This window comes from Nocardiopsis sp. LOL_012 (assembly GCF_048060475.1).
Classification (GTDB): Bacteria; Actinomycetota; Actinomycetes; order Streptosporangiales; family Streptosporangiaceae; genus Nocardiopsis.
In genome coordinates, this window is the sequence record NZ_JBHMIV010000015.1 from 94,247 (window position 1) to 120,619 (window position 26,373).

General features: G+C 73.0%; 29 protein-coding genes and 1 pseudogene. 21 read left to right on the forward strand and 9 right to left on the reverse strand.

What is annotated here, in order from left to right; genetic code table 11:
• The first annotated feature begins 165 nt into the window (after positions 1–165).
• From ACFHWE_RS12090 to ACFHWE_RS12135, 10 genes are all read left to right on the forward strand, one after another.
• The gene (locus tag ACFHWE_RS12090) at positions 166–453 is read left to right on the forward strand and encodes a hypothetical protein (RefSeq protein ID WP_416601225.1); all 288 of its coding nucleotides are present in this window, start codon (positions 166–168) and stop codon (positions 451–453) included.
• A gap of 239 nt (positions 454–692) precedes the next feature.
• Complete coding sequence (locus ACFHWE_RS12095) at positions 693–1,481, forward strand: hypothetical protein (protein ID WP_416601227.1); 789 nt, start codon at positions 693–695, stop codon at positions 1,479–1,481.
• A gap of 58 nt (positions 1,482–1,539) precedes the next feature.
• The gene (locus ACFHWE_RS12100) at positions 1,540–1,938 is read left to right on the forward strand and encodes a MerR family transcriptional regulator (protein ID WP_416601229.1); all 399 of its coding nucleotides are present in this window, start codon (positions 1,540–1,542) and stop codon (positions 1,936–1,938) included.
• A complete protein-coding gene (locus ACFHWE_RS12105; protein WP_416601230.1) occupies positions 1,938–2,903 on the forward strand; it encodes an aldo/keto reductase in 966 nt (321 codons plus the stop codon). The genes ACFHWE_RS12100 and ACFHWE_RS12105 overlap by 1 nt, the downstream gene beginning before the upstream one ends.
• 200 nt (positions 2,904–3,103) lie before the next feature.
• A complete protein-coding gene (locus tag ACFHWE_RS12110; RefSeq protein WP_416601232.1) occupies positions 3,104–4,867 on the forward strand; it encodes a hypothetical protein in 1,764 nt (587 codons plus the stop codon).
• A 79-nt stretch (positions 4,868–4,946) separates the two neighbouring features.
• Positions 4,947–5,903, forward strand: a complete 957-nt coding sequence (locus ACFHWE_RS12115; protein WP_416601234.1) for an SEC-C domain-containing protein — start codon at positions 4,947–4,949, stop codon at positions 5,901–5,903.
• A gap of 96 nt (positions 5,904–5,999) precedes the next feature.
• The gene (locus tag ACFHWE_RS12120) at positions 6,000–6,224 is read left to right on the forward strand and encodes a hypothetical protein (protein ID WP_416601236.1); all 225 of its coding nucleotides are present in this window, start codon (positions 6,000–6,002) and stop codon (positions 6,222–6,224) included.
• 266 nt (positions 6,225–6,490) lie between these two features.
• A complete protein-coding gene (locus tag ACFHWE_RS12125; protein ID WP_416601278.1) occupies positions 6,491–7,264 on the forward strand; it encodes a DUF4241 domain-containing protein in 774 nt (257 codons plus the stop codon).
• 95 nt (positions 7,265–7,359) lie between these two features.
• Positions 7,360–7,827 carry a peroxiredoxin gene (locus tag ACFHWE_RS12130; protein ID WP_416601238.1) on the forward strand — a complete coding sequence of 156 codons (468 nt, stop codon included), beginning with the start codon at positions 7,360–7,362 and terminating at the stop codon, positions 7,825–7,827.
• 72 nt (positions 7,828–7,899) lie between these two features.
• Positions 7,900–8,886: an SEC-C domain-containing protein gene (locus ACFHWE_RS12135; protein ID WP_416601240.1), complete on the forward strand. Its 987-nt coding sequence runs from the start codon at positions 7,900–7,902 to the stop codon at positions 8,884–8,886.
• Between the two features lie 76 nt (positions 8,887–8,962).
• Here ACFHWE_RS12135 and ACFHWE_RS12140 read toward each other — a convergent pair whose 3' ends face one another.
• The 5 genes from ACFHWE_RS12140 to ACFHWE_RS12160 all read right to left on the reverse strand — a co-directional run bounded on the left by ACFHWE_RS12140 (position 8,963) and on the right by ACFHWE_RS12160 (position 12,731).
• Positions 8,963–10,054: a DUF6177 family protein gene (locus ACFHWE_RS12140; RefSeq protein ID WP_416601242.1), complete on the reverse strand. Its 1,092-nt coding sequence runs from the start codon at positions 10,052–10,054 to the stop codon at positions 8,963–8,965.
• Positions 10,055–10,380: 326 nt separating this feature from the next.
• Positions 10,381–10,659 (reverse strand): hypothetical protein, encoded by a 279-nt coding sequence (locus tag ACFHWE_RS12145; RefSeq protein ID WP_416601243.1) that lies wholly within the window; start codon positions 10,657–10,659, stop codon positions 10,381–10,383.
• A gap of 75 nt (positions 10,660–10,734) precedes the next feature.
• Positions 10,735–11,004, reverse strand: a complete 270-nt coding sequence (locus ACFHWE_RS12150; RefSeq protein WP_416601280.1) for a DUF6507 family protein — start codon at positions 11,002–11,004, stop codon at positions 10,735–10,737.
• The gene (locus tag ACFHWE_RS12155; protein WP_416601244.1) at positions 11,001–11,483 is read right to left on the reverse strand and encodes a hypothetical protein; all 483 of its coding nucleotides are present in this window, start codon (positions 11,481–11,483) and stop codon (positions 11,001–11,003) included. The genes ACFHWE_RS12150 and ACFHWE_RS12155 overlap by 4 nt, the downstream gene beginning before the upstream one ends.
• A gap of 612 nt (positions 11,484–12,095) precedes the next feature.
• Entirely contained in the window at positions 12,096–12,731 is a 636-nt protein-coding gene (locus tag ACFHWE_RS12160) for a maleylpyruvate isomerase family mycothiol-dependent enzyme (RefSeq protein WP_416601246.1), read from the reverse strand.
• A gap of 53 nt (positions 12,732–12,784) precedes the next feature.
• Here ACFHWE_RS12160 and ACFHWE_RS12165 point away from each other — a divergent pair, with 53 nt between their 5' ends.
• The 7 genes from ACFHWE_RS12165 (at position 12,785) to ACFHWE_RS12195 (ending at position 20,247) form a co-directional block, all read left to right on the forward strand.
• Positions 12,785–13,465 carry a winged helix-turn-helix transcriptional regulator gene (locus ACFHWE_RS12165; RefSeq protein WP_416601247.1) on the forward strand — a complete coding sequence of 227 codons (681 nt, stop codon included), beginning with the start codon at positions 12,785–12,787 and terminating at the stop codon, positions 13,463–13,465.
• Positions 13,466–13,600: 135 nt separating this feature from the next.
• The gene (locus ACFHWE_RS12170; RefSeq protein ID WP_416601249.1) at positions 13,601–14,311 is read left to right on the forward strand and encodes a Crp/Fnr family transcriptional regulator; all 711 of its coding nucleotides are present in this window, start codon (positions 13,601–13,603) and stop codon (positions 14,309–14,311) included.
• A 111-nt stretch (positions 14,312–14,422) separates the two neighbouring features.
• Positions 14,423–15,265, forward strand: a complete 843-nt coding sequence (locus ACFHWE_RS12175) for a hypothetical protein (RefSeq protein ID WP_416601250.1) — start codon at positions 14,423–14,425, stop codon at positions 15,263–15,265.
• On the forward strand, positions 15,255–17,231 hold the full coding sequence (locus tag ACFHWE_RS12180) for a hypothetical protein (protein WP_416601251.1): 1,977 nt from the start codon (positions 15,255–15,257) through the stop codon (positions 17,229–17,231). The genes ACFHWE_RS12175 and ACFHWE_RS12180 overlap by 11 nt, the downstream gene beginning before the upstream one ends.
• Before the next feature lie 618 nt (positions 17,232–17,849).
• Positions 17,850–18,023, forward strand: a complete 174-nt coding sequence (locus ACFHWE_RS12185; protein ID WP_416601253.1) for a hypothetical protein — start codon at positions 17,850–17,852, stop codon at positions 18,021–18,023.
• A gap of 266 nt (positions 18,024–18,289) precedes the next feature.
• The gene (locus ACFHWE_RS12190) at positions 18,290–18,682 is read left to right on the forward strand and encodes a hypothetical protein (RefSeq protein ID WP_416601255.1); all 393 of its coding nucleotides are present in this window, start codon (positions 18,290–18,292) and stop codon (positions 18,680–18,682) included.
• A gap of 266 nt (positions 18,683–18,948) precedes the next feature.
• Positions 18,949–20,247: a PQQ-binding-like beta-propeller repeat protein gene (locus tag ACFHWE_RS12195; protein ID WP_416601257.1), complete on the forward strand. Its 1,299-nt coding sequence runs from the start codon at positions 18,949–18,951 to the stop codon at positions 20,245–20,247.
• An 86-nt stretch (positions 20,248–20,333) separates the two neighbouring features.
• On the opposite strand, the gene ACFHWE_RS12200 is transcribed toward ACFHWE_RS12195, so the two are convergent.
• On the reverse strand, positions 20,334–22,601 hold the full coding sequence (locus ACFHWE_RS12200; protein ID WP_416601258.1) for an ATP-binding protein: 2,268 nt from the start codon (positions 22,599–22,601) through the stop codon (positions 20,334–20,336).
• A 228-nt stretch (positions 22,602–22,829) separates the two neighbouring features.
• Between ACFHWE_RS12200 and ACFHWE_RS12205 the strand changes: the two genes are divergently transcribed.
• From ACFHWE_RS12205 to ACFHWE_RS12215, 3 genes are read left to right on the forward strand one after another with little or no spacing between them, the layout of a single operon-like run.
• Positions 22,830–23,045 (forward strand): hypothetical protein, encoded by a 216-nt coding sequence (locus ACFHWE_RS12205; RefSeq protein WP_416601260.1) that lies wholly within the window; start codon positions 22,830–22,832, stop codon positions 23,043–23,045.
• Positions 23,032–23,559: a DUF6879 family protein gene (locus ACFHWE_RS12210; RefSeq protein WP_416601262.1), complete on the forward strand. Its 528-nt coding sequence runs from the start codon at positions 23,032–23,034 to the stop codon at positions 23,557–23,559. Before ACFHWE_RS12205 ends, ACFHWE_RS12210 begins: the two co-directional genes overlap by 14 nt.
• A gap of 45 nt (positions 23,560–23,604) precedes the next feature.
• Positions 23,605–24,483 (forward strand): methionyl-tRNA formyltransferase, encoded by an 879-nt coding sequence (locus ACFHWE_RS12215; RefSeq protein ID WP_416601264.1) that lies wholly within the window; start codon positions 23,605–23,607, stop codon positions 24,481–24,483.
• A 23-nt stretch (positions 24,484–24,506) separates the two neighbouring features.
• On the opposite strand, the gene ACFHWE_RS12220 is transcribed toward ACFHWE_RS12215, so the two are convergent.
• The 3 genes from ACFHWE_RS12220 to ACFHWE_RS12230 form a co-directional block, all read right to left on the reverse strand.
• A complete protein-coding gene (locus ACFHWE_RS12220; RefSeq protein WP_416601266.1) occupies positions 24,507–24,806 on the reverse strand; it encodes an NIPSNAP family protein in 300 nt (99 codons plus the stop codon).
• 115 nt (positions 24,807–24,921) lie between these two features.
• The gene (locus tag ACFHWE_RS12225; protein WP_416601267.1) at positions 24,922–25,176 is read right to left on the reverse strand and encodes a DUF397 domain-containing protein; all 255 of its coding nucleotides are present in this window, start codon (positions 25,174–25,176) and stop codon (positions 24,922–24,924) included.
• Positions 25,173–26,036, reverse strand: a complete 864-nt coding sequence (locus tag ACFHWE_RS12230) for a helix-turn-helix domain-containing protein (RefSeq protein ID WP_416601268.1) — start codon at positions 26,034–26,036, stop codon at positions 25,173–25,175. Before ACFHWE_RS12230 ends, ACFHWE_RS12225 begins: the two co-directional genes overlap by 4 nt.
• A 222-nt stretch (positions 26,037–26,258) precedes the next feature.
• Here ACFHWE_RS12230 and ACFHWE_RS12235 point away from each other — a divergent pair.
• Positions 26,259–26,373, forward strand: a pseudogene (locus ACFHWE_RS12235) (ATP-binding protein); the annotation flags it as partial.

Consider the following 26,373-nt stretch of genomic DNA (forward strand, 5'->3'; position numbering starts at 1 on the left):
CGTCCTGTCCCTGGTGAGAGCGCCCGGTCGTCGACCGCGAGGACCGCCTCCCACCTCCTCCGTACCGCCGCTGCGTACTCCGGCCACTGTACAACGGGGTGCGCCCCAGGACCCGGTCTGGCACCATACGCGGATGCGCTCTCCCGAAGGCCCGGACACCCGACCGTGACGATCCTCTACCTCTACCTCTCCGCCGGCGCGGTGACCGCACTGCTGTTCCACCTGGAGGCCGAGCGCACCCTGGGCCGCGAACCCGAACCCGGGTGCCGGCCCTGCCGCGACAACCACGCGTTCTTCGCCCGGATCGTGGGGGACATGCCGATCGTCACCCCCGGGATGTGGGCGGTGCCCCTCGCGGTCGCCGCGGCGGTGTGGCCGCTGTCGGTGTTCACCGTGCTCGCCCCGGCCTGCCACCGGCCCTTCTGCAAGATAGGGCGCACCAGCGACCGGTGACACGCCGCGTCAGCGCTTCGGGCCCAGCGCGGCGATCAGGTCCTCGTGGAGTTCGAACCACACCCGGAGGCGGGAGCCGCGGTCGGTACCGGTGATCCACGCCGGTGCGGTCCCCGGCCCAGCGGAGCTCCTACGCGCGCCTGCCGCGCCTGCCGCGCCTGCCGCGCCGACCGGCCGCCCGCCGCCCAGCCACGGCGGCCGGTGGCACGCATCCGGGGAGGCCGCCCTACCCTGGGCCTATGAACGGCGCACCGGGCGACGCGGCCCCGACCCTCACCATCCCGACCCCCTGCAACGGACCCGACGGATCGGGCAACGGCGGCTACAGCTCCGGGCTGCTCGCCGCCCGGCTCACCGCGGAGGGCGGCCCCGCCGTCACCGTCACCCTGCGCACGCCCCCGCCGCTGGGACGCCCCCTCACCGTCGCGGGCGACCCCGCGACCGGCCTGCTGCTCACCGACCCCGAGACCGACGGCAAGGGCCACCTGGTGGCCGAGGCCGTCCGCGCCGAACTCCCCGACCGCCCGGCCGTCCCCGGCACACCCGTCACCCCCGGCGAGGCGGCCGAGGCGGAGAAGCGCTACCCCGGCCTGGAGGGCCACCCCTTCCCGCACTGCTACAGTTGCGGCCCCGCCCGCCCCGAGGGCGACGGCCTCCACCTCTGCCCCGGCAGGGTGCGCCCCGGCACCGGACCCGACGGCGCCGGGACCGTCGTCGCCTGCACGTGGACCCCGCACCCGAACCTCGACGACGGCGCCGGCGCCGTCGCCCTGCCCGACACCTGGACCGCCCTGGACTGCCCCGGCGGCTGGTCCCACGACATCAAGGGCCGCCCCATCGTCCTGGGCCGCTTCACCGCCCGCGTCGAGGAGGCGCCGCGGATCGGGCACACCTACGTGGCGATGGGCCACCTGGAGGCCGTCGAGGGCCGCAAGGTCCACACCGGCAGCGCCCTCTACGACGAATCCGGCCGCCTGGTCGCCCAGGCCCGCGCCACCTGGATCACGGTGGTCCCCAGGCCCTCCTGAGCGGCGTTCTCCGCCTCCGCTTGACCTGGAGTGCACTCCAGGTCCCATGCTTGGGGCCATGAAGGACCACTTCACTCCCGGAGAGGTCGCCGAACGGTTCGGCCTGACCCTGGACACCCTCCGCTACTACGAGCGGGAAGGGCTGCTCAGGCAGGTCGACCGCGCCCCCAGCGGCCACCGCCGCTACCGCGCCGACGACGTCCACCTCCTCGGTCTGATCCGCTGCTTGCGCGACACGGACATGCCCATCGCCCGCCTGCGCGAGTTCGCCGAACTCGTCCGCTCCGGCGACCACACCATCACCCAGCGGGTCCAGGTGCTCCAGACGCACCTGGACCTCCTGGAGCGGCGCATCGCCGAGTTGCACGACCGGCAGGCGGCCATCCAGAACAAGATCGACCACTACGTCACCGTTCTCACCGAACACGCACCCCGAAAGGTCGAGGAGACCACCTGATGCGCTACACCGCCATCGGCGACCGCCGCGTCAGCGCCCTGTGCCTGGGCGCGATGAAGTTCGGCAGCGAGACCGAGGACGCCACCGCCTCCGCCCTGCTCGACCGCTTCGTCGAGGCCGGCGGGACGTTCGTCGACACCGCCGACTGCTACCAGTTCTGGGTCGAGGGCTTCCACGGCCACGAGAGCGAGACCTTCCTCGGCCGCTGGCGGCGCGAGCGCGGCGTCACCGACGAGGTCGTCATCGCCACCAAGCTCGGCGCCCAGCCCACCGTGCCCGGAACCGGGCTGGAGACCAAGGAGGGCCTGTCCGCCGAGGCGGTCGCCAAGGCCGCCGAGCGCAGCAGCGAGCGCCTGGGCACGGACCGGCTCGACCTCCTCTACGCCCACCAGGAGGACCGCTCCGTCCCCCTGGAGGAGACCATGGGCGCGTTCGCCGCCCTCGTCGCCGACGGCCGCGTCGCCGAGCTGGGCCTGTCCAACCACCGCACCTGGCGCCTGGAGCGCGCCCGTGCGATCGCCGAGACCCGCCACTGGCCGCGTCCGCGTGTCCTCCAGTACCGGTACAGCTATCTGCAACCCCGCTTCGACCGGCCGCTCCAGTCCATGGGCCACATGCACGTCACGCCCGAACTGCTGGACTTCGTCCGCGCCGAGCGCGCCGAGGGGCGCGAGTACACGGTGGTGGCCTACACGCCGCTGCTGTGGGGTGCCTACACCCGCCGGGACAAGACCCTGGACCCCGTCTACGACCACCCCGGCACCGCGGCCCGCCTCGCCGTCCTCGACGACGTGGTCGCCGAGACCGGCGCCACCCGCAACCAGGTCGTCCTGGCCTGGTTGATGGACCACGGCATCGTGCCGCTGGTGGGCGTGAGCGGTACGGCCCAGCTCGACGAGGCGATCGAGGCCACCGACCTCGCCCTCTCGCCCGAACAGCGGTCCCGCCTGGACGAGGCGGGTTGACAGGGAGGACTCCCGTGCCCGTGGCAGCGGTCCCGCCACGGGCACGGGGGCCCGGCCGTGCCCGCCCGGAAGAGACCACGCCGCCGGGTGCCCGTCGAGGACGGTGACGGGCGAAGGCCCCTGTTTTCCCCTGCACGCACCCGGATACCTTCCTAGGGGCGGCCGACACGCCGTCTCGGTCCGAGCACCCGGGAGGGGCGTTGCCCGACAGCACCTACCACCAGATCCACTTCGCCTGGGCGGAACCGACCCTTCTGGGGCGCAACGGCCCCGGCCCCGCCGCCACCTCCCTGCCCGAGGACGAACTCCCCGCGCTGCGCTCCTGGCGCGACCGGCTCGTCCCCGCCCTCACCGCCGATTACGGTGCGGCCCTGCCCGGCACGCCCCCCTCCGACTATCCCGAGACCCTCTGGTCCCGCGCCTATCCCGACGGGCAGGCGGCCCTCGTCTACCGCTGGCCCGGCGAGGTGCACCGCGCGCACGCCTGCGCGATCGTGGGCCCCGCCCACGGACTCACCCTCCCCCGTGTGCTGTCCCTGCACGAGAACCCCCGCACCCGCCCCGCCGAGAGCCGTCCCCCCGGACCGGGCTGGGAGACCATGGAGCCCTTGGCCGTCCCCGAACCGTGGGAGGCCACCGCCGCCCCCGGCGCCCAGCGCAACCGCGACCGCCGCGCCGCCGAGACCACGATCTGCGGCGAGCCCGTCCTGGCCGGAGCCGTCGCCGCGGCCCTGGCCCACCCCGAACGCCCGGTCCGCCTCGCCCTGGAACCCGAGCACGCCGACCTGTGGCAGGGCCTCCAGTTACGTTTCCTCTGGGGCCTGCACCGCATCCTGTACGACGTCCTCACCCCCGCCGACGCACTGCCCGCGGCCGGATGGGACTGGTCCTTCTCCACCTACGAACCGCTGCTGGGCCCCGACGACGGCCCGCACACCGCCTTCGGTCCGCCCCCCGCCGACACGCTCTCCCCCCGCCCGGCCCCGCCGCCGCCCGACTTCCTGCGGGTGGCCGAGGCCCTGGTGTCCCTCCTGCGCGAGGAGGGCGGCGACGCACTCGCCGACCACCTGCACGAACGCGGGGTGCCCGACGCGCCGACCTTCACCGAACGCCGCGACCTGCTGCGCGACTGGCTCGACCCCCGCGCCCGGCCCCGGCCCGCCGAGGAGGCCGAGCGTCCGGAGCCCGCCCCCCGGCCGCCGTGGGAGGGCGACGACGCCCTGGCCGCGCAGGCGCTCCCCGATCTCGGGCCCGACGACGGGGAGCCGCAGGGGGTGGGCGCCGCCGAGGCGGAGGAGCCCGTCGTCGAGGCCCTTCCCGAGGAGGACCGGCCGCTCCCCGAACCCGGTACCGTGCCCGCCCCGTTCGACGACGACGCCCCGGGCCCCGAACCCGACGACGGGGTCCCCGCCGCGGAGGACCTGCCGCCCGACGACACCGGAGCGCAACAGCCGCCCGCCCCCGACGGCCCCTCCCGGGAGTATCCGGCCCCCGCCTTCGAATCCGACTACGCCTCCGAGACCCTGCCCGGAACCGAGGAGATCCGCCCCGACCTCGCCGGCGAGGGCAACTGGCCCACCCAGTACGCCGACCTCCCCCTCGCCCGCCTGGAGCGCTGGCACACCCGCCGCGGCCCCGAGGCGGCTCGCGTGGACATCGTCGACGCCCGCGCGGCCGTCCGCGCCGAGCGGGCCGAACTCCAGCGCGTCCGCGGCGAGCGCGACGACTACCACGCCGAGGTACAGGACCTGCGCCGCGAGGTCGCCCGCCTCGACCAGTCCTGGATCGACGCCGACGGTCCTCTCAGGTCCCGCCGCAGACGGCGGCGCCGCGGGCTCGCCTGGACGCTGGCCCTGCTCCTGGCAGTCCTGGCAGCGGCGGCGGGACTGGAGGCGGGCGCCCGGTACGGGCGGGGCGCCCTCGACCTGCTCGCCCTGGCCTGGGCCCGCCTCCCGCTGGGCTGACCCCCGTGGGCCGCTGGAACGTCGTGGGCCACACGTCGTGTCTGGTCGAGCACACCCCGGCGGCACCTAGCCTGGGGACATGATCCACAGCCAGCCCTCGGCCCCGCTCCCGCCGGAGTTCCTCGGCGCCGTCTTCGCCCTCGACCTGCCCCAGGCCTGCGTGGACGAACTGGCGGCCGACCCCGCCGACGCCGGGGGCATCCTCCTGGACTTCGCCGACGGGCTGCGCCACAGCGACCCGGACCGGGCCCAACGGCTGCTCGGCGTCCTGCGGGAGCGGGCCCCCGAACCCGTGCACCGCCAGTACGCCGTCCACATGGCGGCGGGGATCCTGCGCGGCCAGGGGGAGGCCGCCGAGGCCGACCGGCTCATCGACGAACTCATGGACCCGGGCACGCTCCTGCCGGAGACCGCCTTCGTGCTGGCGGAGGACTTCGAGACCGACGGCGACCTCGAACGCGCCCTGGCCTGCTACAACGTGAGCTGTCGGGGGCTGCTGGCCCATCCCGCCGACCTCGTCGCGGGCCTGGACCCCCTGGGCCTCATCCCCCTGCTCTCCCGGGCGCGCCTGCGCGGCGCGCTCGGCCACGCCCCCGACGCCCACGACGAGGCGGCCCTGTCCGCCGACGGTCGGCAGGCGACCCTGCGCGACGAACTCGACCTGCTCGACGAACAGCTGCACGGCCCCGCCGGGACCGACGGCGGGACCGCAGCCCTGGTGGTGCTGGACCCGTCCTCCCACGCGCGTGCCCGCGCCGAGGGGCGTGTCCCCGAGCAGTCCGCGGCCGACTACTACCTGGCGGCCGAACGGCGGCTGCGCACCTGGCCGGGGGAGCGCCCCGCCGTGGTCCTGGCCGGCCTCGACGAGGTCGCGGACCTGCTGGGCGACGAGGACGGCCTGGCCCGCTGGGCCCGGGACACCGCACCCGAGGGTTCCCCGCGCCGCCGCCCCTGGCCGCCCGAGCGCAACCGGCCGTGCTGGTGCGGCTCGGAGCGCAAGTACAAGAAGTGCTGCGGCGCCCCCTCCACCGGCTGAACGGCCACGGGTCACCCGTGTGCGATCCCCAAGTGCACTACTCTTTGCTCTTGAATGGAATCGGAGAGTAGTCAACGTGGTTTTCGGGGGAACACCATGACCGCTGGAAGGACACTGTGGACCGCTGCGCTCGCGGCGGCCCTCACCCTGGCTCCGGGGACGGCCCACGCCCAGGGCGACGAGCAGCCGGTCGAGGTCCGCTGTGAGCGCCTCGACTCGTTCTGGTCCCTGGTGATCTGCGCCGCCACCTGCGGAGAGGCGCTCGACAAGGAGAGCGTCACCCTCCAGGAGTGCACGGCACTGGAGGAGCGGGGCCGCTGATCCGGGGCGGTCGGCGCGGGCCGCCCCCGACGGTTCTGGTTGGATGTCCGGGCCAGACGGACACACGGGAACCATGTGGGGCGGACCGATGCGTGCGACCGTGAGCCAGGACGCCGTCTTCGAGCGCGTCCTGGCCCTCCTCCGGGAGCGGTCCCCGGACACGTCCGGACGGCGTCCAGACGCTCTTCGAGCCCGGCAGGCCGTGCCGCGACGCCGGGACGAAGGCCTCAGACGTCCTGGAGGTCCACGACGCGGGCACCCCCACCCTGCCCACCGGCCGGGTCCTGGCCCACGCGCCCGCAGGGCTCGGGTTCGCGGGAGAGGACACGGCGTTCACCGAGCCCCTGCCGTCCGGCGAACACCCCGTGCGCCTGTCCGTCCTGCGCTGCGACGACGGTTCCACCCGGGTGGCCACCGTGCGCGTCGACGCCGCCGGCGCCGACCAGGCCGCCTCCTGGGAGATGGCCCTGCGCCCCGGCGAGAGCCTGGCCGAGGGCTGGTTCCACGGCACGCACGTGGACGGGGACTCCGGCCTGGTGGGCCTGTGCGACGCGGCGTCCCTGCCCGGACTCGCCGACCTGCTCACCGACCCCGACCGCGACCCCAACCTCCTCATCGGCTACACCGAACGGGAGCGGGAACGCCTGGCCGAACGGGAACGCCGCCTCCAGGAGAGCGCCCGCGCCCTCTTGGTGGCCCCCGGAACCCAAACCGCTCAGGAGTTCGCCGAGGCCGTCAGCGACTCCCTCGAAGGCGAGCTGGAGTTCCGGGACGGCCCGTACACGCTCCTGCGCCTAGCGCACGCCATCGCCCGAACCGAGGACCCCGGCCCGCCCGCGGCTCCGGGCTCCCGCGACACGAGCCCGTGGTTCAGGGTCCTGCGCGCCCCGGAGGGCGGTGAACTGCTGGCCGTCCTCGTCGACCGCGTCGGCCCCTGCCCGGTGTGGCTGGGCCGGGACACCGACGGCCGCGCCGTCTCCCTGGTCCTGGACGCCCGCGCCCTCGACCGGCCCGCCGACGTCTACGGCACCGAGCCGTAGGGGGGCTCGCGGCCGGGCGCGCGGCCATCGGTAGTCTCACCGGGAGGACCCCGGAAGCCGTGCAGAGCATACGGCCGATACGAAGGTAGGCGACGATGGCCAAGGGCATCCAGGTCGGCGACACCGTTCCCGACGTCACCCTCCCCACGCAGACCGGCGAGCAGGTGCGCCTGCACGACCGGCTCGGCGAGCACCCCGTGGTGCTGTACTTCTACCCCAAGGACAACACCGCGGGCTGCACCGCGCAGGCGTGCGCCTTCCGCGACAGCCACGAGGTCTTCACCGACGCCGGCGCCGAGGTGATCGGCATCAGCTCCGACTCGGTGGAGCGCCACGCGGCCTTCGCCGACCAGCACAAGCTCCCCTTCACCCTGCTCAGCGACGAGGGCGGCGCCGTCCGCAAGAAGTTCGGTGTGCCCTCGGCGCTCGGCCTGCTCCCGGGCCGGGTCACCTACGTGATCGACCGCGAGGGCGTGGTGCGCCACGTCTTCAACTCGATGACCGGCATCGACAAGCACGTCGAGGAGGCCCTCACCGTGGTCCGGGGGCTCAAGGGCGAGTGAGAGCGCGGCGGCGGTGCGCCGGTTTCGGGGAATCGGCCACGGGCGGCCTCGACGGATCCTAGGCTGACGGCCATGACCGACCACGACCCCGCCGCCGTGCCCCTGGCGTCCGCGTTCCACGACCTGGACCTGCCCCGCCGTCTGCTGGACGACGCGGCCGCCGCCCCCGAATTCGCGGGCGAGCTTCTCCTGGAGCACGCCGAGAACCTGGTGCGGACCGGGAACCATGAGCAGGCCCGCCGCCTGCTGGCGGCCGTGAGCGAGCACCCGCCCGCCCCCGAGGACGGCCAGTACGCCGCCGTCGAACTGGCGCGGCTCCTGCGCGGGGAGCCCCGGGTTCGGGACACGGCCGAGGCGGACCGGATCACCGCCGAACTCCTGAGCCCCGGCGGTCTGGGCGAGGGCCCGGCCCAGATCCTCGGCGAGGACCTCCAGGAGCTGGAGCGCTGGGAAGAGGCCCTGCGCTGCTACAACATCTCCGCCCGGGGGCTGCTCGCCCAGCCTGCGGAGGCGCTCGACGGCGCGGACGCCCTCACCCTGACCCCGCTCGTCGGCCGCCTGCTCATGCGTATGCGCCTGGGCCTGCCCGCCGACGGCCACGACGAGGTGGCCCTGGCCGTGGCCGAACAGCGGACCGGGGACCTCCTGGAGCCGTTCGACGGGGAGGAAGGGCCGGACGGGGTGGAGGGCGTGGAGGCGCTCTACTCCCGCGCCGCCTTCGACGAGGCCCGTGAACGGGGCCTGCTCGCCAAGCGGGCCGCCGAGGGCGGCGCCGACGCCTACTACCGCGCCGCCGAGCGCTCCCTGCGGGCGCGGGCGCGCCAGTACCCGCAGACGCGCTGGAACGTGGTGCTGCTCAGCGCCGCCGAAGCCGTGGAGGCCGCCGATCGGGCGGGCGCCGACCTGTCTCAGGAGGGCACCGAACTCGGTGAGGTGGGGGTGGAGTTCGCCGTCGGCGACCCCAGGCTCCGGCCGTGGCCGCCCGGGCGCAACGACGCCTGCTGGTGCGCCTCGGGCCGCAAGTACAAGAAGTGCTGTGGAGCCCCCGCCCACCGCTGAGGGCGGGCCGCTCTTCGTTCTGGGCCGAGAAGGGACGCCGGGCTTCGCCTGGGGACGAAGGCCGGTTCACCGCACCTCAGCGGGTGGGGTGAACCGGAACCGGATCGCCGGTGCCTTCGGGCCGCGGTCCGTCTCCTCGTCCCGTGCTTCGTCGGGGCCCAGGTGGGCCAGGAGCGCGCCGCAGTCCCTCCAACCGCTGCCGCGGTCGGCCCCGGCGCAGCCGTACCTCCATGACGTGCAGGACACCCCGGTCGGCCAACTCCCGGACGAGCGGCACCAGCGCGGACGGGTCGGGTGCGGAGCCCGGCGAGTGGCTCACCGCGAGGGTCACGGTCTCCCGGAGGCCGTCACGGGTGCGGCGCACCCGCAGGGTGCCGGAGAAGGCGGGGACGCCCTCGGGACGGACGGAGACCGGCGGGCCGGTGAACACCAGCCGTGAGGAGCGGGGCGCCCGGTCCCGGCACAGTCCGGTGAGGCCGCGGGTGTCCCAGGCCAGAGCGGCGGGTTCGGTGGGCCCGAAGAGGGAGGGGCGGCCCCGGCCAGGGCCTCGGTGAGCAGTTCCGCGGTCGTGCCCAGCACCAGGCCCGGGTCGGCCGGTGTGCCCTGGCCGGGCAGGTGGTCGATGGGGTGCGCTTCGGACTGCCACACCAGCCCGCCGTACCGCTCCACCAGGCTGTCGGCGAAACGGCGCACCGCCTGCCGGGTGTCCGGGGCGGCCAGACCCGCGTCGGTGGGGCGTGCCTCCACCCACCAGGGCTGCGCGGGCGGCGTGTCGGGGAGGGCGGTCCCCAGGAGGCGTTCGGCTTCGGCCGAGACCGCGAGCCGCTGGGCGGCCCGGGCCGAGGCGACGGTCCGTCCCTCCCCTCGGGGGCGGCCGACGTACTGACTCTGCTGTCCGGAACAGGGGCCTCCTCCGCCCCACCGGCCCGGTCGCCGGGGGTCTCCGGCGACGGAGACGGCGCTGGCGCAGGCTCCGCAGAATCGGTCGGCGCGCCCGGCCCCGACCCCTGGGAACCGCCCATCTGCTCCTGGAGGTCGGCCAGGGAGTCGTGCATCCCCCCGACCGCTCCGCCCGGGTCGGGGTCGACCGTGCCGCTGGGCCCGTCCGGACTCGCGTCCACGGTGTCGGTGCCGTGGAACCCGCCGCCGCGCCCGCCCCCCGTGCCATCGGAGCCGCGCCCGTCGGGGAAGGAGCCGTCCCCGCCCGTCCCCGGACCGAGATCCGTGTCGCCGAGGAAGGTCCTGGACCACCCCGCCGGGGTGAACATGAGTGCGATGTTGCCCGCGCCGTTGACGACGGTGTACATCGGTTGGTCGTCCCACTCGCTGACCGGGACGATCGAGTCGCCCCCCTCGATCCAGGCGCCCTGCGCGTTGTGGTACTGCGTCCCCGCGTGGCCGGGGTCGGACCATCCTCCCCGTTCGTCCGAGCCCACCAGCGCCCAGAAGCTGTCCTGGGCCTCGTCCAGGTTGGTCAGGAGGTTCTGCCCGTGCTCACTGCCGAACGGATACGCCAGCTCCCCGTCCCGGTAGAGGCCGGTGCCCACACCCAGGCCGGTCGGACTCGGGCGCCGCGTAGATACCGGTGAGGGAGGCCCAGGCGGAGCTGATGTCCGAACCGTACTCCTCGATGGCCGCACCGACGGTACGCAGGTTCCCGGCCGCCTCTTCCAGCGCGTCGGGGTCGAGGGTGGGGACGGGCACCAGCCCTGGGACGACTCCGCCGTCCGCAGCCGGTGCGCACGCTTCGATCGAGAAGGTGGTGAATTCCATGGTCCCTAGGGGGTGAGGGGGAAGGGAAGGTTATGGCGGGGGAGCGGTGACCATCGCTCTCCTCCGGAGGCGGGGTCAGTGCGGCCGCAGGGGGTCACCGGACCCGTCGGGGACCGCGCAGGCGTTGGCCTGGGCGTCCCCGGCCATCTCCAGGTTGCCGTTGACGTAGTGCAGGGTGGCCTCGCCCGCGCCCCCGGTGGCGCTCGCGCTGAGGGAGGTCATCTCCCCGACCACGCCGAGGAAGTGTTCGGCGAACTCGCCGAGCGCGATGGCGACCGGGACGCTGCACGCCTCCCCGCTCGCCTCCTCCAGCCTCGTGGCGAGGTCGAGGTGCTCGCCGGTCAGGCCGTTGGTGCCCTCCTCGTCGCCGACGAGTCCTCCGAGCGCGCGTCGTCGATCCGTTCACGGAAGAACCCGTGCAGGGCCTCGCGTTCGGCGTCGCTGAGCCGCCGGGGGTCGCGCATCAGCAACTCGCGCGCTGCGGGTGCCGTTCGGGGCGTCGGGGGCCACCTCCCAGCGCAGCCGCACCGCGATCCGCGAAGCCGTGCCAGGCGGCCGTTCATCGACTCCACCAGCCCGCTCGCCCGGCGCAGCCGGTCCGCCAGGTGCCGCCGCGTGTCACCGGTCAGCACCCGGTCGAACAGCCCGCGCTCCTCCTCGGTGAGGTCGGAGGAGCGCGGCCGCTGCTCCTCGGCCAGCTTGGTGTGCAGCCCTCGCGCGCCCACCCGGACCCCGTCCAGGAGCGCGCTGACCCGCTGCAGCCTGGCGTGCACCTCCTCCACCAGCAGGGACGTCTCCAACCGCTCGTTGGCGTCGTTGAACACGTGTAGGACCGCGAAGTAGAGGTCGCGGCGGCCGCCCGCCGTGAAGTCGAAGATCCGCGCCGGGAGCCGCTCGAACCCGCGCGTCCGCCCCCCCGCCCTGAACGACCGCGCCGGGGAACACGGTACCCAGTGACCGGGAGGGCACAGGCCATCACGCGGTCGAGGTTCTCCTCACGACGAGATCCAGCGCCCGCCTGTGCCGCAGAGCGAACCCCGACCCCACCAGGGAGGCTCCCCAACCGGTCACGCCACCTCCGCTGAGCCGTGACAGTGGGAGATGTGCATGTGATCGAGGCGTTCTGGGAAGCGGACCGGCTGCGGGTGTGGGGCCTGGACCCCGCACTGCCCGCCGCGACCGCCTCCCGCAAGCGCTTCCGCCCCCACCCCTACGCCCTGGATCACGGCCCGCTCACCGAGGCGGCCGCGCCCCGGTCCCAGGTTCGGCGTGCTCCTGCCGCCGTGGGTCGGCGGCGTCGGCGTGGCCGCCCGCCTGGCCCCCGTGTACGAGGCGCTGCGCCGCTCCGGCCGGTGAGGGGCGGGTATCGCCGCGCGGATCCGCCGGACGGGTGGGCGGGGGTACGGCGGAGGACACGCCCGAAACCGGACGGTGCCTCACCGCCCGGTGAGGGACGCGGCTCCCGGGCCGCTGATCTCACCCTCCCGGGTCGGCCGGCCGGACAGGGCGAGCAGCAGGGCGATGGGCGACCCGTGGACGTCCTGGCCCGTACCGATCGGGGCGTCCGCTCCGCCGGCCCTCAGGCACAGGCCCCGAGCCCGCTCCTTGCCGCCGCCGAAGCCCACCGGGGTCCTGACCTGGTACCGCACCGCCGCCAGGACGGGCTGTGACGGGTAGTCCCGGTGGAGCCCCAGCGGGCGGCGGATGTCCTCGCCGTGCACGAAGGCCTCGACCAGTCGGGTGGCGAGCGACGCGGGGGGTGTGGCGGTCATACCGGCCACGTCCCGGAAGGCGGCGAGCGTGTCCGCGGGATCACCGGCCCGTTCCCGCTCCACCCCGACGGCGGTGCCGCGGTCGAAGTCGAACCGGGCGGCGATGAGCTGCCTGGCGAAGCCGAGCCGTGTCGTCTTCGCGCCGTCGACCAGGTGCGCCACGACATCGTGGACGGTCCACCCGCGGCACAACGACGCGGTCTCCCACCGCTGCGGAGCGAGGTCCGCCAGGTCCTGGATGAGCGCCGCGCGCTCGGCGTGCACGGCGCGCCACACGGCGGCCGAGTCCTGTCGATTCATGGCACTACATAAACAGTAGTAGCCACTACTGGTCAAGTAGTTAACATGGGGGTGTGGCTGCACGCAGAACGTACGGTTCCTACAACGACGGATGCGCCTCGGCGCACGCACTCGACCTCATCGGCGAGCGATGGGCGCTCATCGTGGTCCGGGAACTGCTCCTGGGCCCCAAACGCTTCGCCGACCTGCAACGCGACATCCCCGGTATCGGCCCCACCGCACTGACCCACCGCCTGAACGACCTGGAGTCCGCCGGGGTCGCCCTGCGGCGCACCCTGCCGAGCCCGGCCCGGGTGGCCGTCTACGACCTGACGGACTGGGGGCGCGGACTCGAAGCGGTCAACGCGGCGCTCTCACTGTGGGCGGTCGGATCGCCGCGGCTCCCACGGGACGCCGACATGAGCCCGGACACCCTGGTCCTCGCCATGCGGGCCCACGCACGGCCACTGCCGCCGGGGGCGCGGGCGGTGCGCGTGGCGCTCGAACTCGCCGACCCCCGGGCCCTGGACCGGGAACCGGTCGGCTACTCGGCCACCGTGACCGCGCACGGCACGTCGATCGCCAAGGAACCCGCGGACGCCGCCGTCGACGCCGTCGTGCGGACCACGACCCGGGCCTGGAAGCCACTGGTCCTGGGAAGCGGGCGGCTCGACGCGAGCGTCGGCGTCCAGGTCGAGGGCGACATCCGGGCCGCCCGGGCCCTCGTCGACGCCGTGCGCCTCGAACCGGGGTAGGTCGCGGTCTTGGGTCGGCCGCCGGACGTCGCCCGGGGGTACCGCGGCCGTTTCCGGCCATCCCCTCGCCGGGAACGCCACGGACGGTGAGAATCTCCTTGCCGGTCGTGCCCCGTCGGAGAAGGAGGCCGCAGTATGCGCAGGCACGGTTTCGGAGGGCTGGTCACCGACGAGCAGTGGCGGCGCCTGGTCGCCGCTGCGGTGCCGCGCACCTTCACCACGGGCGATGCCCTGCTGCGCCAGGGCGAGACGGGCGCGGGCGTCCACCTCATGGTCAGCGGCCGCGCCAAGGTGGTCTTCCTCCGCGCCGACGGTTCCCGGGTGCCCCTGGCCTTCCGTGCCTGCGGGGAGATGCTGGGGGAGTCCGCGCTGGTCGGCGCGGAGCGCCCCAGGAACGCCACGGTGACGGCGCTGTGCCCCAGCACCACCGCCTTCCTGCCCGCGGCGCGCTTCCAGCGGTTGCTGTCCGAACTCGACCTGCAAGCCGTCCTGTGGCGCAGCGTCCTCATGCGCCAGGACGAGGGCGACAGCATCAGGGTGCGGCAGGCGGCGCTGCCCGTCGAACTCAGGCTGCCCGCCGCACTGCTCCATCTCGCCTCGGTCGTGGGCGAACCCATCCCCGATCCCGCGCGCGAGGGCGGGGGCCGGTCCGCGCGCGGCTGCCTGCTGGCGATCTCGCTGGCCCAGCGCGAGATCGCCGAGTTCGCGGGCATGTCGCGCACCTCCGTGCACCACGCCTACACCGGCCTGCGCGAGCGCGGCATCATCCGCACCGGACGGCAGTACGTGGCGATCCTGGACCTGGCCGCGCTGGAGGAACTGGTGGAGGAAGGCCGGGCGGTGTGACGGCGGACACTTCCGCCCGGTTGTGTTCAAAGGTGAACACAGCGCCACGGCGCCTGCGGGGAGTGTGGTCCCGACCGGCCTGAGACGAGGCCCGACCCCCAGGAGTGCGCCGTGGAGATCGACCTGTCCCGTATCGGCGAGAGCACGCCGCTTCCGCCCTACCGCGCGGTGTTGGCGGTGGACATGGAGAAGTTCAGCGCCAGCAGCGCCCGCAACCAGCAGGCCATCGGCCGGTTGATACCGCAGGTGCTGGAGGAGGCGTTCACCTGCGCCGACATGCTCCCCGTGTGGAAGGACGCGCGCTTCCCCCGTCACAGCGGCGACGGCTACGTCATGGGGGCCGAACCCGAGCACCTGCCCTACCTCATCAGCCCCTTCCTGGAGGAGCTGCAGAAGGCCCTGGAGAGAGCGCAGCCCCACCTGGCCGTCCTCGACCGGAACCTGCGCATGCGGCTGCGCGCCAGCATCGACGTCGGCCCCCTGCCCGACACCGGCGACGGCAGCGGCCTCGACGCCATGGGCGAGGCGATGGTCAGCACCCACCGCCTGCTGGACTCCGAACCCGTACGGCGCGAGCTGGAGCGCTCCGACCCCGACACCACCCTGCTGGCCACCATCATCTCCCGGCGCGTCTACGAGGACGTGGTGCTCGGCGGGTTCAGCTCCGTCCGGGCCAGCCGCTGGCGGCCCGTCCAGGCGGCCGTGCCGGCCAAGGACTTCCGGTCCGAGGGCTACCTCTTCGTCCCCACCCCCTCCCTCGGGGCCGGCACCGCCCGCCCCGAGGAGGAGCCCGGACACGAGGGCGGAGACAGGGCGCAGACACGGCCGAAGCCCTCCCCTGGGACTCAGAGCGCACCGGGCAACAGCGTCGGCCACAACGACCACGGCCAGGTCGTCCAGGCCGGAACCCTCAACGGCGGCGTCACGTTCGGAGGCGTCTCCGATGGCACCTGAGGAGGAGGGGCACCAGGACGCGGCGCCGCCCGACCCCTGGGACACCCGGCCCGCCGCCCACCACGTCGGCCACAACGACCACGGCCGTCTCGTCCAAGCCGGGACCTTGCACGGAGGGGTGCACTTCCACGAGAGCCTCGACTCCCTCGTCGAGTCCGCCCTGCGCAGGATCCGCCACGCGTCCGGTCTGGGCCCCGACCGGATCAGGGACGTCCTGGACACCTTCTGCCCCAGTGACGCCCGCAAGTACACCGTGTTCACCGAGGAACTCGCACGGCACCGCCTGGGCCTGATCACGGGCGAACCCGGCCGGGGGCGGACCCACACCGCCATCCACGCCCTGGCCGATCTGAGCCCCGGCGCACCCGTGGACGAGGTGGTCATCGACGCCGACACCGCCGACGCGGGACTGGCCGGTTTCACCCCCGTCCCGGACCGCCCCCGGTTCCTCGACCTGAGTGATCTGCCCGCTCCCGCAGCCGGGCAGCGGGCCGCCGTCAGGACCCTGGTCGAGCGGGTCCGCGCCTCCGGGGCCCTCCTCGTCCTCGTCTGCCGCCCCGGACCCTGGGAACAGGAGTTCTCCGCCTGCCGGGCGCGGCTGCGCATCGACGCCCCGGTGGCCGCCGCGGACGTCTTCCGGCGCACCATGGCCCGGCGCTACGGGGCGGACCGCGCCGGTCGCTGGGCGGACGATCCCCGGGTGGCGGCGGCGCTGTCGGGGGCCGGACCGGAGCGTGCGGTGCGGCTGGTGCGCGAGGCCGAACGGACCCGTCCGCCGCACGCGCCCCTCGCCGAGGAGGACCACGCCGCCTGGATCGACCGCGCCCTCAAGGACTTCACCGACCCTGCCGACGTGCTCCCCGGGTGGTCGCACGACGGCGAGGGCACCGAGTTCCGCCGTGTCCTGACCCAGGCGGTGGCGCTGCTGGAGGGAGCCCCCTCGGGCATCGTGGCCCACCACACCCACCGGCTCGCCGAGGCGTGGGGCGTACCGCCGATCCGGCCCACCCCCGTCTCGGGTGACGGATTCAGCGGGGACCTCGCGGAGATCGGCGCCCGGGTCCGGGACGACCGGGTCCGCTTCCACCGCCCCGGCCACCGCGACGACGCCCTGGACCACCTGTGGCGCGAGCATCCGGACGCACGCGGCCCCTTCCAGGAGTGGGCTTGCGGAGCGGTGCGGGACCTCCCCAGGAGGGAACGGGTGCTGGTGGCCCGGCGCTGGCTGGAACTGGCCCGTCGGCACCGCGACCCGGCGCCGGTCGACACCCTGCTGCACCGGTGGTCCGACTCGCCCGCCCTGAGGTGGGCGGCCATCCCCGTGCTCGCGGAGGCCGCCGTCACCCGGGAACTGGGGTCGGCGGTGCGCTCCCGGCTCTACCGCGTCGCCACCTCGCCCAAGGCGACGTCGCAGGACCTGATGGTGCTGGAGGTGTGCCGGGTCTACGGCCGGGTCCAGCCCGGCACCGCCCTCACCCGGCTGCGCCACATCGCGGACAAGGCACCCCAAAAGTGGACCGAGAGCCTGATCCGCGCACTGGTGGAGATCGCCGCCGAACCGGGCAACCTCCCCCGGGTGCTGGAGACCGTCTCCGGCTGGTCGGGCCCAGGGGGCGGCATCGGAGCCGTGGCGCTGCTCCGGCTCCTGCACGCAGGTACAGCGGAGGCCTCCGGCCTACAGGACGAACTGGAGCGGGGCGCGCTGAGGACGGAAACGGTGGCCGACGCCTGGACGGCCTCCTTCCGAGCCGGAGACGGCGTGGAGCGCGTGCTGTGGTCCTGGTTCGATGCCCTCGCCGACCGGCCGGGGACCGGGGGTCCCGCCGCTGCCACACTCATGGACGCGGCGGCGAAGGACCCCGGCTTCGCCGCCGAACTCCGGGGCTGCGCACGGCGCTGGTCCCACGCCCACACCCGCACATCACCCGCAGTCGAGGGGCTGCGCCGCACCCTCGACGGGATCTGAGGAGGACACCGTGCTTCGAGAACTCTTCCGCGCCTTCTTCGGCCCACCGCCGGGGCACCGCTTCGGCGAGGAGCTCCCCGAGGAGACACTCGCCTTCCCCGCGCGCCTGCCCAGCAGCGGCCAGGGGCTGTGGTTCGACGCCGCCTTCGACCTGGCGGTCACCTGGCACCGGAGCCAGGACGGCGACCGCGTCCGTGACCGCGCCCGTCTTCAGAGCTCGCTGATCCGCGAAGCGGCCCGCCGCAGCTCGGGCTTCGCGCTCGGCGACCACGGGCGCGCCCAGGCGGAGGTCTCCTGCGTGCTCAACGAGGGCGGTGGCCTGGGGGTGGAGGCCGTCCACCGCCTGAGCGTCCGAGTGGCCCTCACCGTGCATGAGGAGGACCTGGCACTGGAGCGCCAGCGCCAACTCGTGTGGCACCGTGCCGAGGTCGCCCGAGAGGAGCACCGGGTGCGCATGCGCAGGGTCCGGGAGCTGCTCGACGAGGTCCTCCACGACCCCCTGACCGCCCGCGTGTGGTGGTTCGAGCAGCATCAGGACCGGTGGAACGAGATCGCCGCAGCCGGCGCCGCCCTCGACCTGCTGTCCCCGCGGCAGGTGTTCGCCCCCGCCCCGGCCACGTGTTTCCGGAGGAGGGCGCCGGAGCCGGGCGGGACCCGGTCCTGGACGCCTTCCTGTCCGGTCTGGACGACTACCAGAAGTCGGCGGTCGTCCAGAACCTCACTGAACTCCTGGAAGCCTTCGAACGCCGTGACCTGGCCGAACGACTGCGGCAGAGGTGGGCCGAAGCGTGATCCGGGGACCACGGGGAGGGGCTGTCGGGGTTCGGCGGCCCAGACACCCCCACGGATCGGCGGAATGCCACGGCATCCGGGGCGGGAGGGTCCTGCCGTACTCCAGGGGCCGGTGGGAGCCCATTGGCCGCAATCGGACACCGGGTGCCGTGGCATCGGGCGCCCCGGGGCGCCACAGTCGTTGTTGTCGGGTCCGCGAATCCACGGAAGGGCTGACCATGGTGGTCTCCGCAGGGGCGAGTCGGGAGTACCTATGGGTCTGGGGGATGGCGCTTCTCTTCATCGCGGGAGCGGTCGGCACCGGGGACTGGTACGTGTCGGCGTGGGCGGTCCTGTTCCTCCTGGTCTATGAACACCTGCTCCGGCCGGTTCCCTGCTCCGCCCCGACCCGGCGGGACCGGCCGTGCCGCAGGAACACCCGCGGCAGGTGGCGCGGGTGCCACCACGAACAGCACCAGAGGGCTAAGTGGGCCGCCGTCCGCGCCGCCCTGTTCCGGCGGGCGGCGCGGACGGAGCAGGGCGGTGTTCCTGCGGTGCGACCCATCCCAGAGGTCGGAGGGATCGCCATCTCGTCGACCCTGTACACGAGAGCCGTGGTGGGGACCGCGCTGTTCAGCCTGCTGGCCGCCGTGGCCGGATCACTGTGGGCCGCCGGATGAAGGCATCCTCCTCGTGGCAGCAGTCAGGGAGAGCAGTGCGGCCGTGTGGGTTTGCGCATCGATGGTGATGGGCCTCCCATTTTCCGTGCGCAACCGACTACGTGTCAGATCCGACCCTTCAGGAGGGCATGTTCCACACGGGTAACTCCGTTGAGGATGCTGCTGGTGAGGAGTGGTTTAATGTTTCTGCAGGCCATCTGAACCCGCATGTTGCCGATAGTTTTGCGGATGTATGCATCAGATGCAGTGATTCATTATCTCTGCGTATGGTTTCGCTCGTTCTGGCAGCACTCGCTGTGTCGGTGGTGGGGGCGTTCGCCGTGCCGAGTCTCAGGGAGCGGCTCTGGCCGGTGGACCACCGGGTGGCCGACACCGCCGCGCCCGAGCACGGGGTTCCGGCTTCGGTCTCCGAGGTGGCATGGAGATGGCGGCCTCCCGGAAACGAGGTCGTCGACACGGTGCTACCGGTCCCCGGCGGTGCGGTGGCCGTCCTCGATTCCGGTGTGGTCGCGCTGGACGGGCCCTCGGGAGAGGAGAGGTGGCACTACCGCCGCTCGGACGCGATCGTGCGTTCGGCGGGCGTGACCCCCGACGGCGCAGGCATCGCGGTCTCCTATACAGATCCGGCTGCCGAGGAGGGGGACCCGGGTGAGACCGTGGTGTTCCTCGACGGCCGCACCGGTCGGCTCCGGGCCGAGTACGAACCGGAGGCGCTGCCGCAGGAACCGGGGCCCTCCCGGTTCGCCCACGTGTCCGACGAGGTCTTCCTCGCCCCGGGCGAGGACCCCCTCGCTGTCGAGGCTTTCGCCCTCGTGGACGGCGAGCCGGTCTGGTCCCATGAGGGCGGCGGCGCCGGCGAAGCGGGCCCCCTCGTCACGACGGGCGACGCCGTGGCCGCCACCGCGGTCCTCACCAGGGGGTCGGGCACCGGCGAAGAGCACGTCCTCGTGGCGGTCGGTGTGGACGCGGCCAGGGGAGACCTCCTGTGGGAGGAGGAGTACCCGGTCTCCGACTTCGGGGACGAGACCGTCGAAGTGCGCTACGAACCCTCATGGGAGGCCCTCCACCTGGGCTTCGTCGAACCGGGGGGCGGCCCGGTCCATCTGCTGGTGGACCCCTCCACCGGCCGGGTCCTGGCCCGCGACTCGCGGTATCCGTTCTGGGGCCTAGAGGACGGATACGTCGTCCGGACGCCGGACAGCGGCGGTGGTGACCGTGTCCGCTACTCCCACGTGCGCTTCGACGGCTCCACGAGCGGTGAGACCGTGGCTGGCAACGCGGTCGGGGACGCGGATCTCTATCCGGGTTTGGCGACCGGAGAGGCGGTTCTCAGGCTGCGCTACCTGGGGGACGACGGTGTCACGCGCGCACCGGTCACCGTGGAGGCGCTGCCGTGGGACGGGGAGCCGTACACCATCGATCCCGGGTTGGGAACCGCCGGCTGGCAGGCCGGTGACGGCACGGTCCCCGTCGATACGTATCCCCCGGCGCTGCTCGCGGTGCCGGGAGCGGTGGTGGTGCTCGACAAGGACACCTGGGCCACGGAACTGGTCGGCCTCACCTGACCGGTAGCGGCGGCGACCCCTGCGCTGGAGCAGGACTCGGCGGCGAGAGTGGCTCCAGCACAGGGCTCGCCACGGCTCGGGCCGCCTCACCCGTCCTCGCCCCGGAACACCGAGGACGCCTGCCGGTGGAACGCGACCGCCTCCTCAACCCGGCCGAGCAGGAGGTACGCCTCACCGGTCGCGTCCCACGCGGCGGCCTGGAGGTCGGGTCGGCCCACACGCGCGAACAGCACGGCGGCCTGCTGAAGGTGCTCCAGGGCTTCGGCGGCCTCCTCCCGGGCCAGGGCGATACGGCCCAGTTCCAGCAGTGCGAGGGAGACGAACAGTGTCCCGTCGGCCTCACTGGCCACGGCCAGCGCCCGCTCGGCCGCCTCCTCGGCCCGCGCGAACCGCCCCGCCTCCCGGTGCGTGGACGCCAGCAGGGTCAGCGCCTCGGCCTGCTCCAAGGGCTCACCCGCCTCGGCCAGCGCGGCGGCCGAGCGCTCCAGCAGCGCCTGCGCGCCGTCGGGGTCGCCGCGTTCGAGGAGGGCCCACCCGAGGTTGCGGGTGAAGGCCCCGGCGTAGACGGCGTCGCCGAGTTCGTGCGCCCGTTCCAGCGCCTTGGCGAAGCACGCCTCGGCGTCGTCCGGGCGGCGTGCGAACATGTGCACCACCCCCAGGCCGTTGGCGGCCCGGGCCTGGCCGAACACGTCCCCCACCTCCCGGAAGGCGTCCAGCGCGCCGTCGAAGCACGTGCGTGCCTCGGTGAGCCGTAGCAGGTGCCGGTAGGCGATGCCGAGGTGGTCGAGGGTGACGCCCTCCCCGTACCGGTCGCCCGCCCGGCGCGCGCACTCCAGGGCCGCCTGCTGGGCGGGCAGCCAGGTGCCGGCCGGCTCCCGGTCGGCGATCACCATCGCCAGGGCCGCGGGGATGTGCCACGCGATCCGGTCCATGCCGTGGGTGTGGGCGGCGCGGACCGCGGCGGTGAGGTTGTCGCGCTCGGTCTCGTACCAGGCGAGTGCCGCCTTCGCGTCGTCGAAGGCGGCCGGCTCGACGCTGTCGGCCGGTGGCTCCAGGTCCAGGGGCATGGCGGGGGCGGAGGAGGCCGCACGGGCGGCGGCCGCGGCCGAGTGCAGGTACCAGCCCAGGACGCGCTCCAGCGCGCCGTGCCCGCTCTCCGCCGACTCCTCGCGCCGCGCCTGGTCCACGGCGTAGGCGCGCAGCAGGTCGTGGAACTGGTAGCGGTCGTGGCCGCACTCCTCCACCAGGTGCGCCCCGGCCAGGGTGTCCAGGAGGCGCCGGGCACGGGCCGGGGTGGTGGCGGCGAGCGCCGCGGCGGCTTCCACCCCGAACTCGGGTCCCGGGTGCAGCCCCAGCAGGCGGAACATCCGGGCGGTCGGCGGGGCGAGCGCCCGGTAGGACCAGGCGAAGACCGCGTGCACCGCGTCCGCCTCGTCGGCCCCGCCTTCTCCCGCCGCCGACAGCGCGTCCCACAGCCCGGACTCGTCGCGCAGTTCCGCGATCAGGTCGCGCAGCGGCATACGCGGCCGGGCCACCGCCCGTTCGGCCACGATCCGCAGGGCCAGCGGCAGGTGGGCGCACAGCCGCGCCAGCTCGGCGAGGTCGGCGTCTTCGTCGCCGGTGCGGTGCCCGCCGATGACGGTACGCAGCAACCGCACGGACTCGGCCCGCGACAACGTCTCCACACTCACGCGATGCGCCCCCTCCCGCGCCACCAGACCCGACATCCGCGTGCGGCTCGTCACCGCCACCAGGCAGCCCCCGGAGCCGGGCAGCAGCGGCCGGACCTCCCCGGCGGCCGCGGCGTTGTCCAGGACGACGAGCACGCGCCGCCCGGCCGTCACCGAGCGGAACAGCTCCGCGCGCGGCTCCTCCCCGGAGGGGATGCGCTCCACCGGCACGTCCAGCGCGCGCAGGAACCGGCCCAGGACGTCGGCGGCGGCCACCGGGGGACCCGGGTCGTATCCGTGCAGGTTGACATACAACTGGCCGTCGGGGAAGCGGTTCTTGATCCGGTGCGCCCAGCGGACGGCCAGCGAGGTCTTGCCCACCCCGGCCGTGCCGACGACGAGCGCCACACGCAGCGTCGCGGAATCCCGGAGGGTTTTGGGTGTTTCCTCCAGAAATGTGTCCAGGTGCCGTAATTCGTTGGTCCGATTGACGAAGCCGCGCACGTCCCCCGGCAATTGCGCCGGACGGTGCGCCGGGGCGGGGGTGGAGGTATGGAAATGCACGTCGCCGCTGATCTCGCGGGCCTGGACCACCGCGTCCGCCGACCCGGAGAGGGTGTTGCGGGTCCCTGAAGGGGACTCGGGTGCGGGCTCGCCGCCCCGCCCGCTCGGCTTCTTCGGCATGGTTCCTTCCGGCTCACCTGTCTGGCACCGCCCGTCAGGCGTACCCGTCAGCCGACGCACCGAAGCGGGGCCATGGTCCGAAAAATCCCCATGGAATCTCATTCCACTCATCAGCCTCGGGAGATGCGAACTTTCTTTCCCGGGACCGCCCCGGCTGTTAGTTTGTTTGGTGACCGGACGGACGGTTCGGTCGGTGTTTCGGGTGACGTTGGCAAGGGGAATTCGGCCATGAGAATCACCTTCGTCGGCGGCTCCACCGGACAGGGCGGTTCGCCACGGCTGTACCGGGACGAGGAGAGCGGCGACTTCATCGTGCAGGGCTACGTGGTCAGCGACCCGGACGACCTCCGGCAGATGAAGATCCCCGGCGGGGAGACGGTGGTCCGCGTTCCGGCGTCCCTGTTCGACCACCTGCCTAAGGGCGGCGCGAGTGGAGTCTCTTGACGCCGAGGGCTGGGCGCGCCTCTTCCACGCGTGCCGTGAATCGGCCTACCACCTGGAGATGCGCGACCACTACGCGGTCGCCGAGGAGCTGGCCGACATCGAGCAGTGGCGGGCCGGGCAGTGGGGGCCCGAACAGGACGCCGCGAGCAAGGCCGGCTGGCTCGACCTGATGCGGGCCACCGCCGCGCGCGGGGTACAACTGCGCCGGGTACGGATCGTCTCCGAGCCGGTCACCGAGTACATCCGCTTCGAGCACGAGGGCACACCGCAGAACATCGCGGCCGGGGAGGACGTGCGCTGGCTGCCCCGCACCCGCGCCTCCGGCCTGGCGCTGCCCGGCAACGACTGCTGGGTCTTCGACTCTGCGACCGTGCTGTTCAACCACTTCACCGGCGATGGCGGCTGGGTCGGCAACGAGGTGAGCACCGACCCCGATGTGGCGCGGATCTGCGCCGGGGCGTTCGCCTCGGCCTGGGACCTGGCTATCCCGCACGACGAGTACACGCTGACCTGACGGACCGACCGGGTTCTGCGGCTTGAACCCTAGAGAAACAGGGAGATGTCGACCCCTCTGCGTATCGCCGTGATCTCCTCCGGGCCGGCCGAGTTCTCCACCGTGCACGCGGCCTGCGCCGACTCCGGACACCGTCCCGTCGCCTACCTCTACGGCCGCTCGCTGCGCTCCGGCGGACCCAACCTCGGTGACGCCGGGGAGACGGCCGCGTCGATCGTCGGCGCTCTGCCCCGGGGGATGGACCTGCTGCTGCCGGGGAGCGTGGACGGGCTCGCCCGCCTGCTGGAGGGCTACCGGATCGACCTGCTGATCGTCTTCGGCTTCGCCTGGCGGCTCCCGCGCTCCGTGCTGGACATCCCCCGGCACGGCGCGATCAACGTCCACGTGTCGATGCTGCCGCAGTACCGGGGACCGGCTCCGCTGCTCTGGGCCATCCGCAATGGCGACCCGACCGGCGGCATCACCGTGCACCGGATGGACGAGGACTTCGACACCGGGAACATCCTCGCCCAGCGCGACGGCATCCCCCTGGCCGACGACATCACCTGGGCGAACTATTGCACCGAGGCGATGCCCGTCGTCTACGACCTGCTGCGCGCGTCACTGGACCGCGTGGTGGCCGGTCACCCCGGTGAACCGCAGGAGGGGTCCGAGGCCACCTACGCCGGGTTCATGGAGGAGGGGTTCGCCGCCATCGAATGGTCCGACGCCGCCCGGACCATCCACGACCAGGTCAGGACCCACCGGTTCCTGCGCTCGCCCGACCGCCCGGTGGCCGAGGTCGACGGCGCGTGGCTGCACGTGCGGCGCACCAGCCTCGAACCGGCCGAGGGGATCCGCGTCGTGTGCGGCGACGGGAAACCGCTGTGGATCACCGAGTCAGCGCCGGGCAGGCCGCCGCAGGCCCCGGAAGAGGCCCTCTGATCCGGTAGGGAGCCTGGTAGTGGTCAGTAGACCCGGGCGACCTCGCGGGTCTCGGTGGAGACCAGGTAGTCCTTCGGGTCCAGGTCCATCGCCTCGCGCTTGGGGGAGTCCCAGTACCGGCGGTTGCGCTCGGCGAAGGTCTCGGGTCCGTCGTAGGAGATCTCCCATATGAAGTGGTGGCGCTCGCGGTCGATCCAGGCCCCGCCGAGGGAGAAGCCGAACTCCAGGCGCAGGGGGACGATCTCCTCCCTCCAGCGCTGAACCCACTCATCGAGCAGTCCCTCACGGACGGTGTAGGTGCGTATCTGGGTGGTGGAAGCCACGGTGCTGCCTTCCCAGGGGTGGTGTGCGATCGGCCGGGGGTGTGGAACCGGTCCTGCCCCGGCCCAGTGGAGTTGGCCGGGGCGGTGGGAGTCGGGGAGGTGGTGGGGTGGGGGTCTACGGGCGGGAGTCGCGGGCGAGGGTGAGGAAGGCGTCCCACTCGGCGGCGGGGAAGGGCAGGTGGCCCCGCGAGGGGTTCTTGGAGTCCCGAACGGCAGCGCCGCAGGGGAGTTCGGCCACCTCCACGCAGTTTTGGCTCTGAGCACTGCTGTAGCTGCTCTTCCGAAACCCGGTGGGGATGTGGGCGACCTCGACGCAGTTCTGGCCGTGGGCACTGTAGCTGCTCTTCTTGAACACGAGCTCGTTGTTCATCGTTTGCTCTCTAGAGACTTGAGGATGTCAGCAATGAACCTTGCTGAGTGGGCAGTGCTCATCGCGGAGCCCTGGGCATCGCTGAAGGTAACAGTATGCAAGTCCACTTCTTCGGCCTCCTCCAGGAAGATCCCGTCTGTTGCGGTCTCGATGAACAGTACGGGTAGGTCGCGTGGGTCTGGGAAGTCCAGAATGGTGAAGGAACCGGCCAGGGCAGCGTGAGAACCTGCGGCAAAAGGGAGAAGCTGCACGTCGACGTTGGGAAGCTTTGCCATATAGAGCAGGTGACGCAGTTGGTCGGCCATGATCGCTGGGCCGCCGATCACACGGCGGAGTGCGGCTTCGTCCAACACTGCGCGGAGCCGTGCGGGGTTGATGCGAGTCAGGATCTGTCGACGTTCCATGCGGGCTTGAGTCCGGCGCTCGATCTCTTTCGCCTCGGTGTACCGACCGCCTTGTAGTAGTGCCGAGGTGTAGTCGGGGATCTGGAGTAGTCCAGGGATGACTGATGACTCGAAGGTGCGGACGTTTGAAGCTTCAGCTTCGAAGTCTGGGAGGGACTGAGGCCCGAAGACCTCCTTGTACTTGGACCACCACCCCCGGACCTTGGCGTCCCTGGCCAGAGCATGAAGGGCCTCACGTCTATCAGATTCAGTGACCTGGTACAGGTCCAGCATCTTGTCGAGGTCGTCAGCCTTGATCGTCTGTGTCTCGGCGGTCTCGATCTTGCTCAGCTTGCCAGTGGCCCACTTGAGTGACTTCACCACCTGTGTGGTGGTCAGATTCGCTTCGTTGCGGGCTCGCTTGAGTTCGGCGGACAGACGTCGGCGGCGGAGGGTGGGGCTGTGAGGGCGCTGCATGGAGCCAGTGTATCTCTCTTCAAGTGAATATTCTGCAAGCCGCTTGACTCTGGTGACATTCACTTCTACTGTCGAAGTATGGCCAGTGATCGGGGTCTCACTGAGAGTCTCCTGGTCAGGCTACGCCGTGCCCCTTCCCGCTGCCCGGGAATCTCGAAGGTCCCTCTTGCGGGCACGCTCGACCATCACGTTCCCCCAGCACACGCGAAGGAGTCTGTCCGCATGCCCGTAACCACACCGCTGGCCGCGCTGCCCGAGGTGACCGTCCCACTCGGCGCGCTGGTGCCGCCGCGCTGTCGCCACTACTTCACCGGCCGCGCCGACCGCGCCCACTACC

Bases quoted from the DNA above. Each gene is read 5' to 3' on its own strand.
- ACFHWE_RS12095 (WP_416601227.1), top strand. From the start codon at position 693: ATGAACGGCGCACCGGGCGACGCGGCCCCGACCCTCACCATCCCGACC.
- ACFHWE_RS12100 (WP_416601229.1), top strand. From the start codon at position 1,540: ATGAAGGACCACTTCACTCCCGGAGAGGTCGCCGAACGGTTCGGCCTG.
- ACFHWE_RS12105 (WP_416601230.1), top strand. From the start codon at position 1,938: ATGCGCTACACCGCCATCGGCGACCGCCGCGTCAGCGCCCTGTGCCTG.
- ACFHWE_RS12115 (WP_416601234.1), top strand. From the start codon at position 4,947: ATGATCCACAGCCAGCCCTCGGCCCCGCTCCCGCCGGAGTTCCTCGGC.
- ACFHWE_RS12120 (WP_416601236.1), top strand. From the start codon at position 6,000: ATGACCGCTGGAAGGACACTGTGGACCGCTGCGCTCGCGGCGGCCCTC.
- ACFHWE_RS12130 (WP_416601238.1), top strand. From the start codon at position 7,360: ATGGCCAAGGGCATCCAGGTCGGCGACACCGTTCCCGACGTCACCCTC.
- ACFHWE_RS12135 (WP_416601240.1), top strand. From the start codon at position 7,900: ATGACCGACCACGACCCCGCCGCCGTGCCCCTGGCGTCCGCGTTCCAC.
- ACFHWE_RS12140 (WP_416601242.1), bottom strand. From the start codon at position 10,054: ATGGCACGGGGGGCGGGCGCGGCGGCGGGTTCCACGGCACCGACACCG.
- ACFHWE_RS12145 (WP_416601243.1), bottom strand. From the start codon at position 10,659: ATGGAATTCACCACCTTCTCGATCGAAGCGTGCGCACCGGCTGCGGAC.
- ACFHWE_RS12160 (WP_416601246.1), bottom strand. From the start codon at position 12,731: ATGAATCGACAGGACTCGGCCGCCGTGTGGCGCGCCGTGCACGCCGAG.
- ACFHWE_RS12170 (WP_416601249.1), top strand. From the start codon at position 13,601: ATGCGCAGGCACGGTTTCGGAGGGCTGGTCACCGACGAGCAGTGGCGG.
- ACFHWE_RS12180 (WP_416601251.1), top strand. From the start codon at position 15,255: ATGGCACCTGAGGAGGAGGGGCACCAGGACGCGGCGCCGCCCGACCCC.
- ACFHWE_RS12190 (WP_416601255.1), top strand. From the start codon at position 18,290: ATGGCGCTTCTCTTCATCGCGGGAGCGGTCGGCACCGGGGACTGGTAC.
- ACFHWE_RS12195 (WP_416601257.1), top strand. From the start codon at position 18,949: ATGGTTTCGCTCGTTCTGGCAGCACTCGCTGTGTCGGTGGTGGGGGCG.
- ACFHWE_RS12200 (WP_416601258.1), bottom strand. From the start codon at position 22,601: ATGCCGAAGAAGCCGAGCGGGCGGGGCGGCGAGCCCGCACCCGAGTCC.
- ACFHWE_RS12205 (WP_416601260.1), top strand. From the start codon at position 22,830: ATGAGAATCACCTTCGTCGGCGGCTCCACCGGACAGGGCGGTTCGCCA.
- ACFHWE_RS12215 (WP_416601264.1), top strand. From the start codon at position 23,605: ATGTCGACCCCTCTGCGTATCGCCGTGATCTCCTCCGGGCCGGCCGAG.
- ACFHWE_RS12225 (WP_416601267.1), bottom strand. From the start codon at position 25,176: ATGAACAACGAGCTCGTGTTCAAGAAGAGCAGCTACAGTGCCCACGGC.
- ACFHWE_RS12230 (WP_416601268.1), bottom strand. From the start codon at position 26,036: ATGCAGCGCCCTCACAGCCCCACCCTCCGCCGCCGACGTCTGTCCGCC.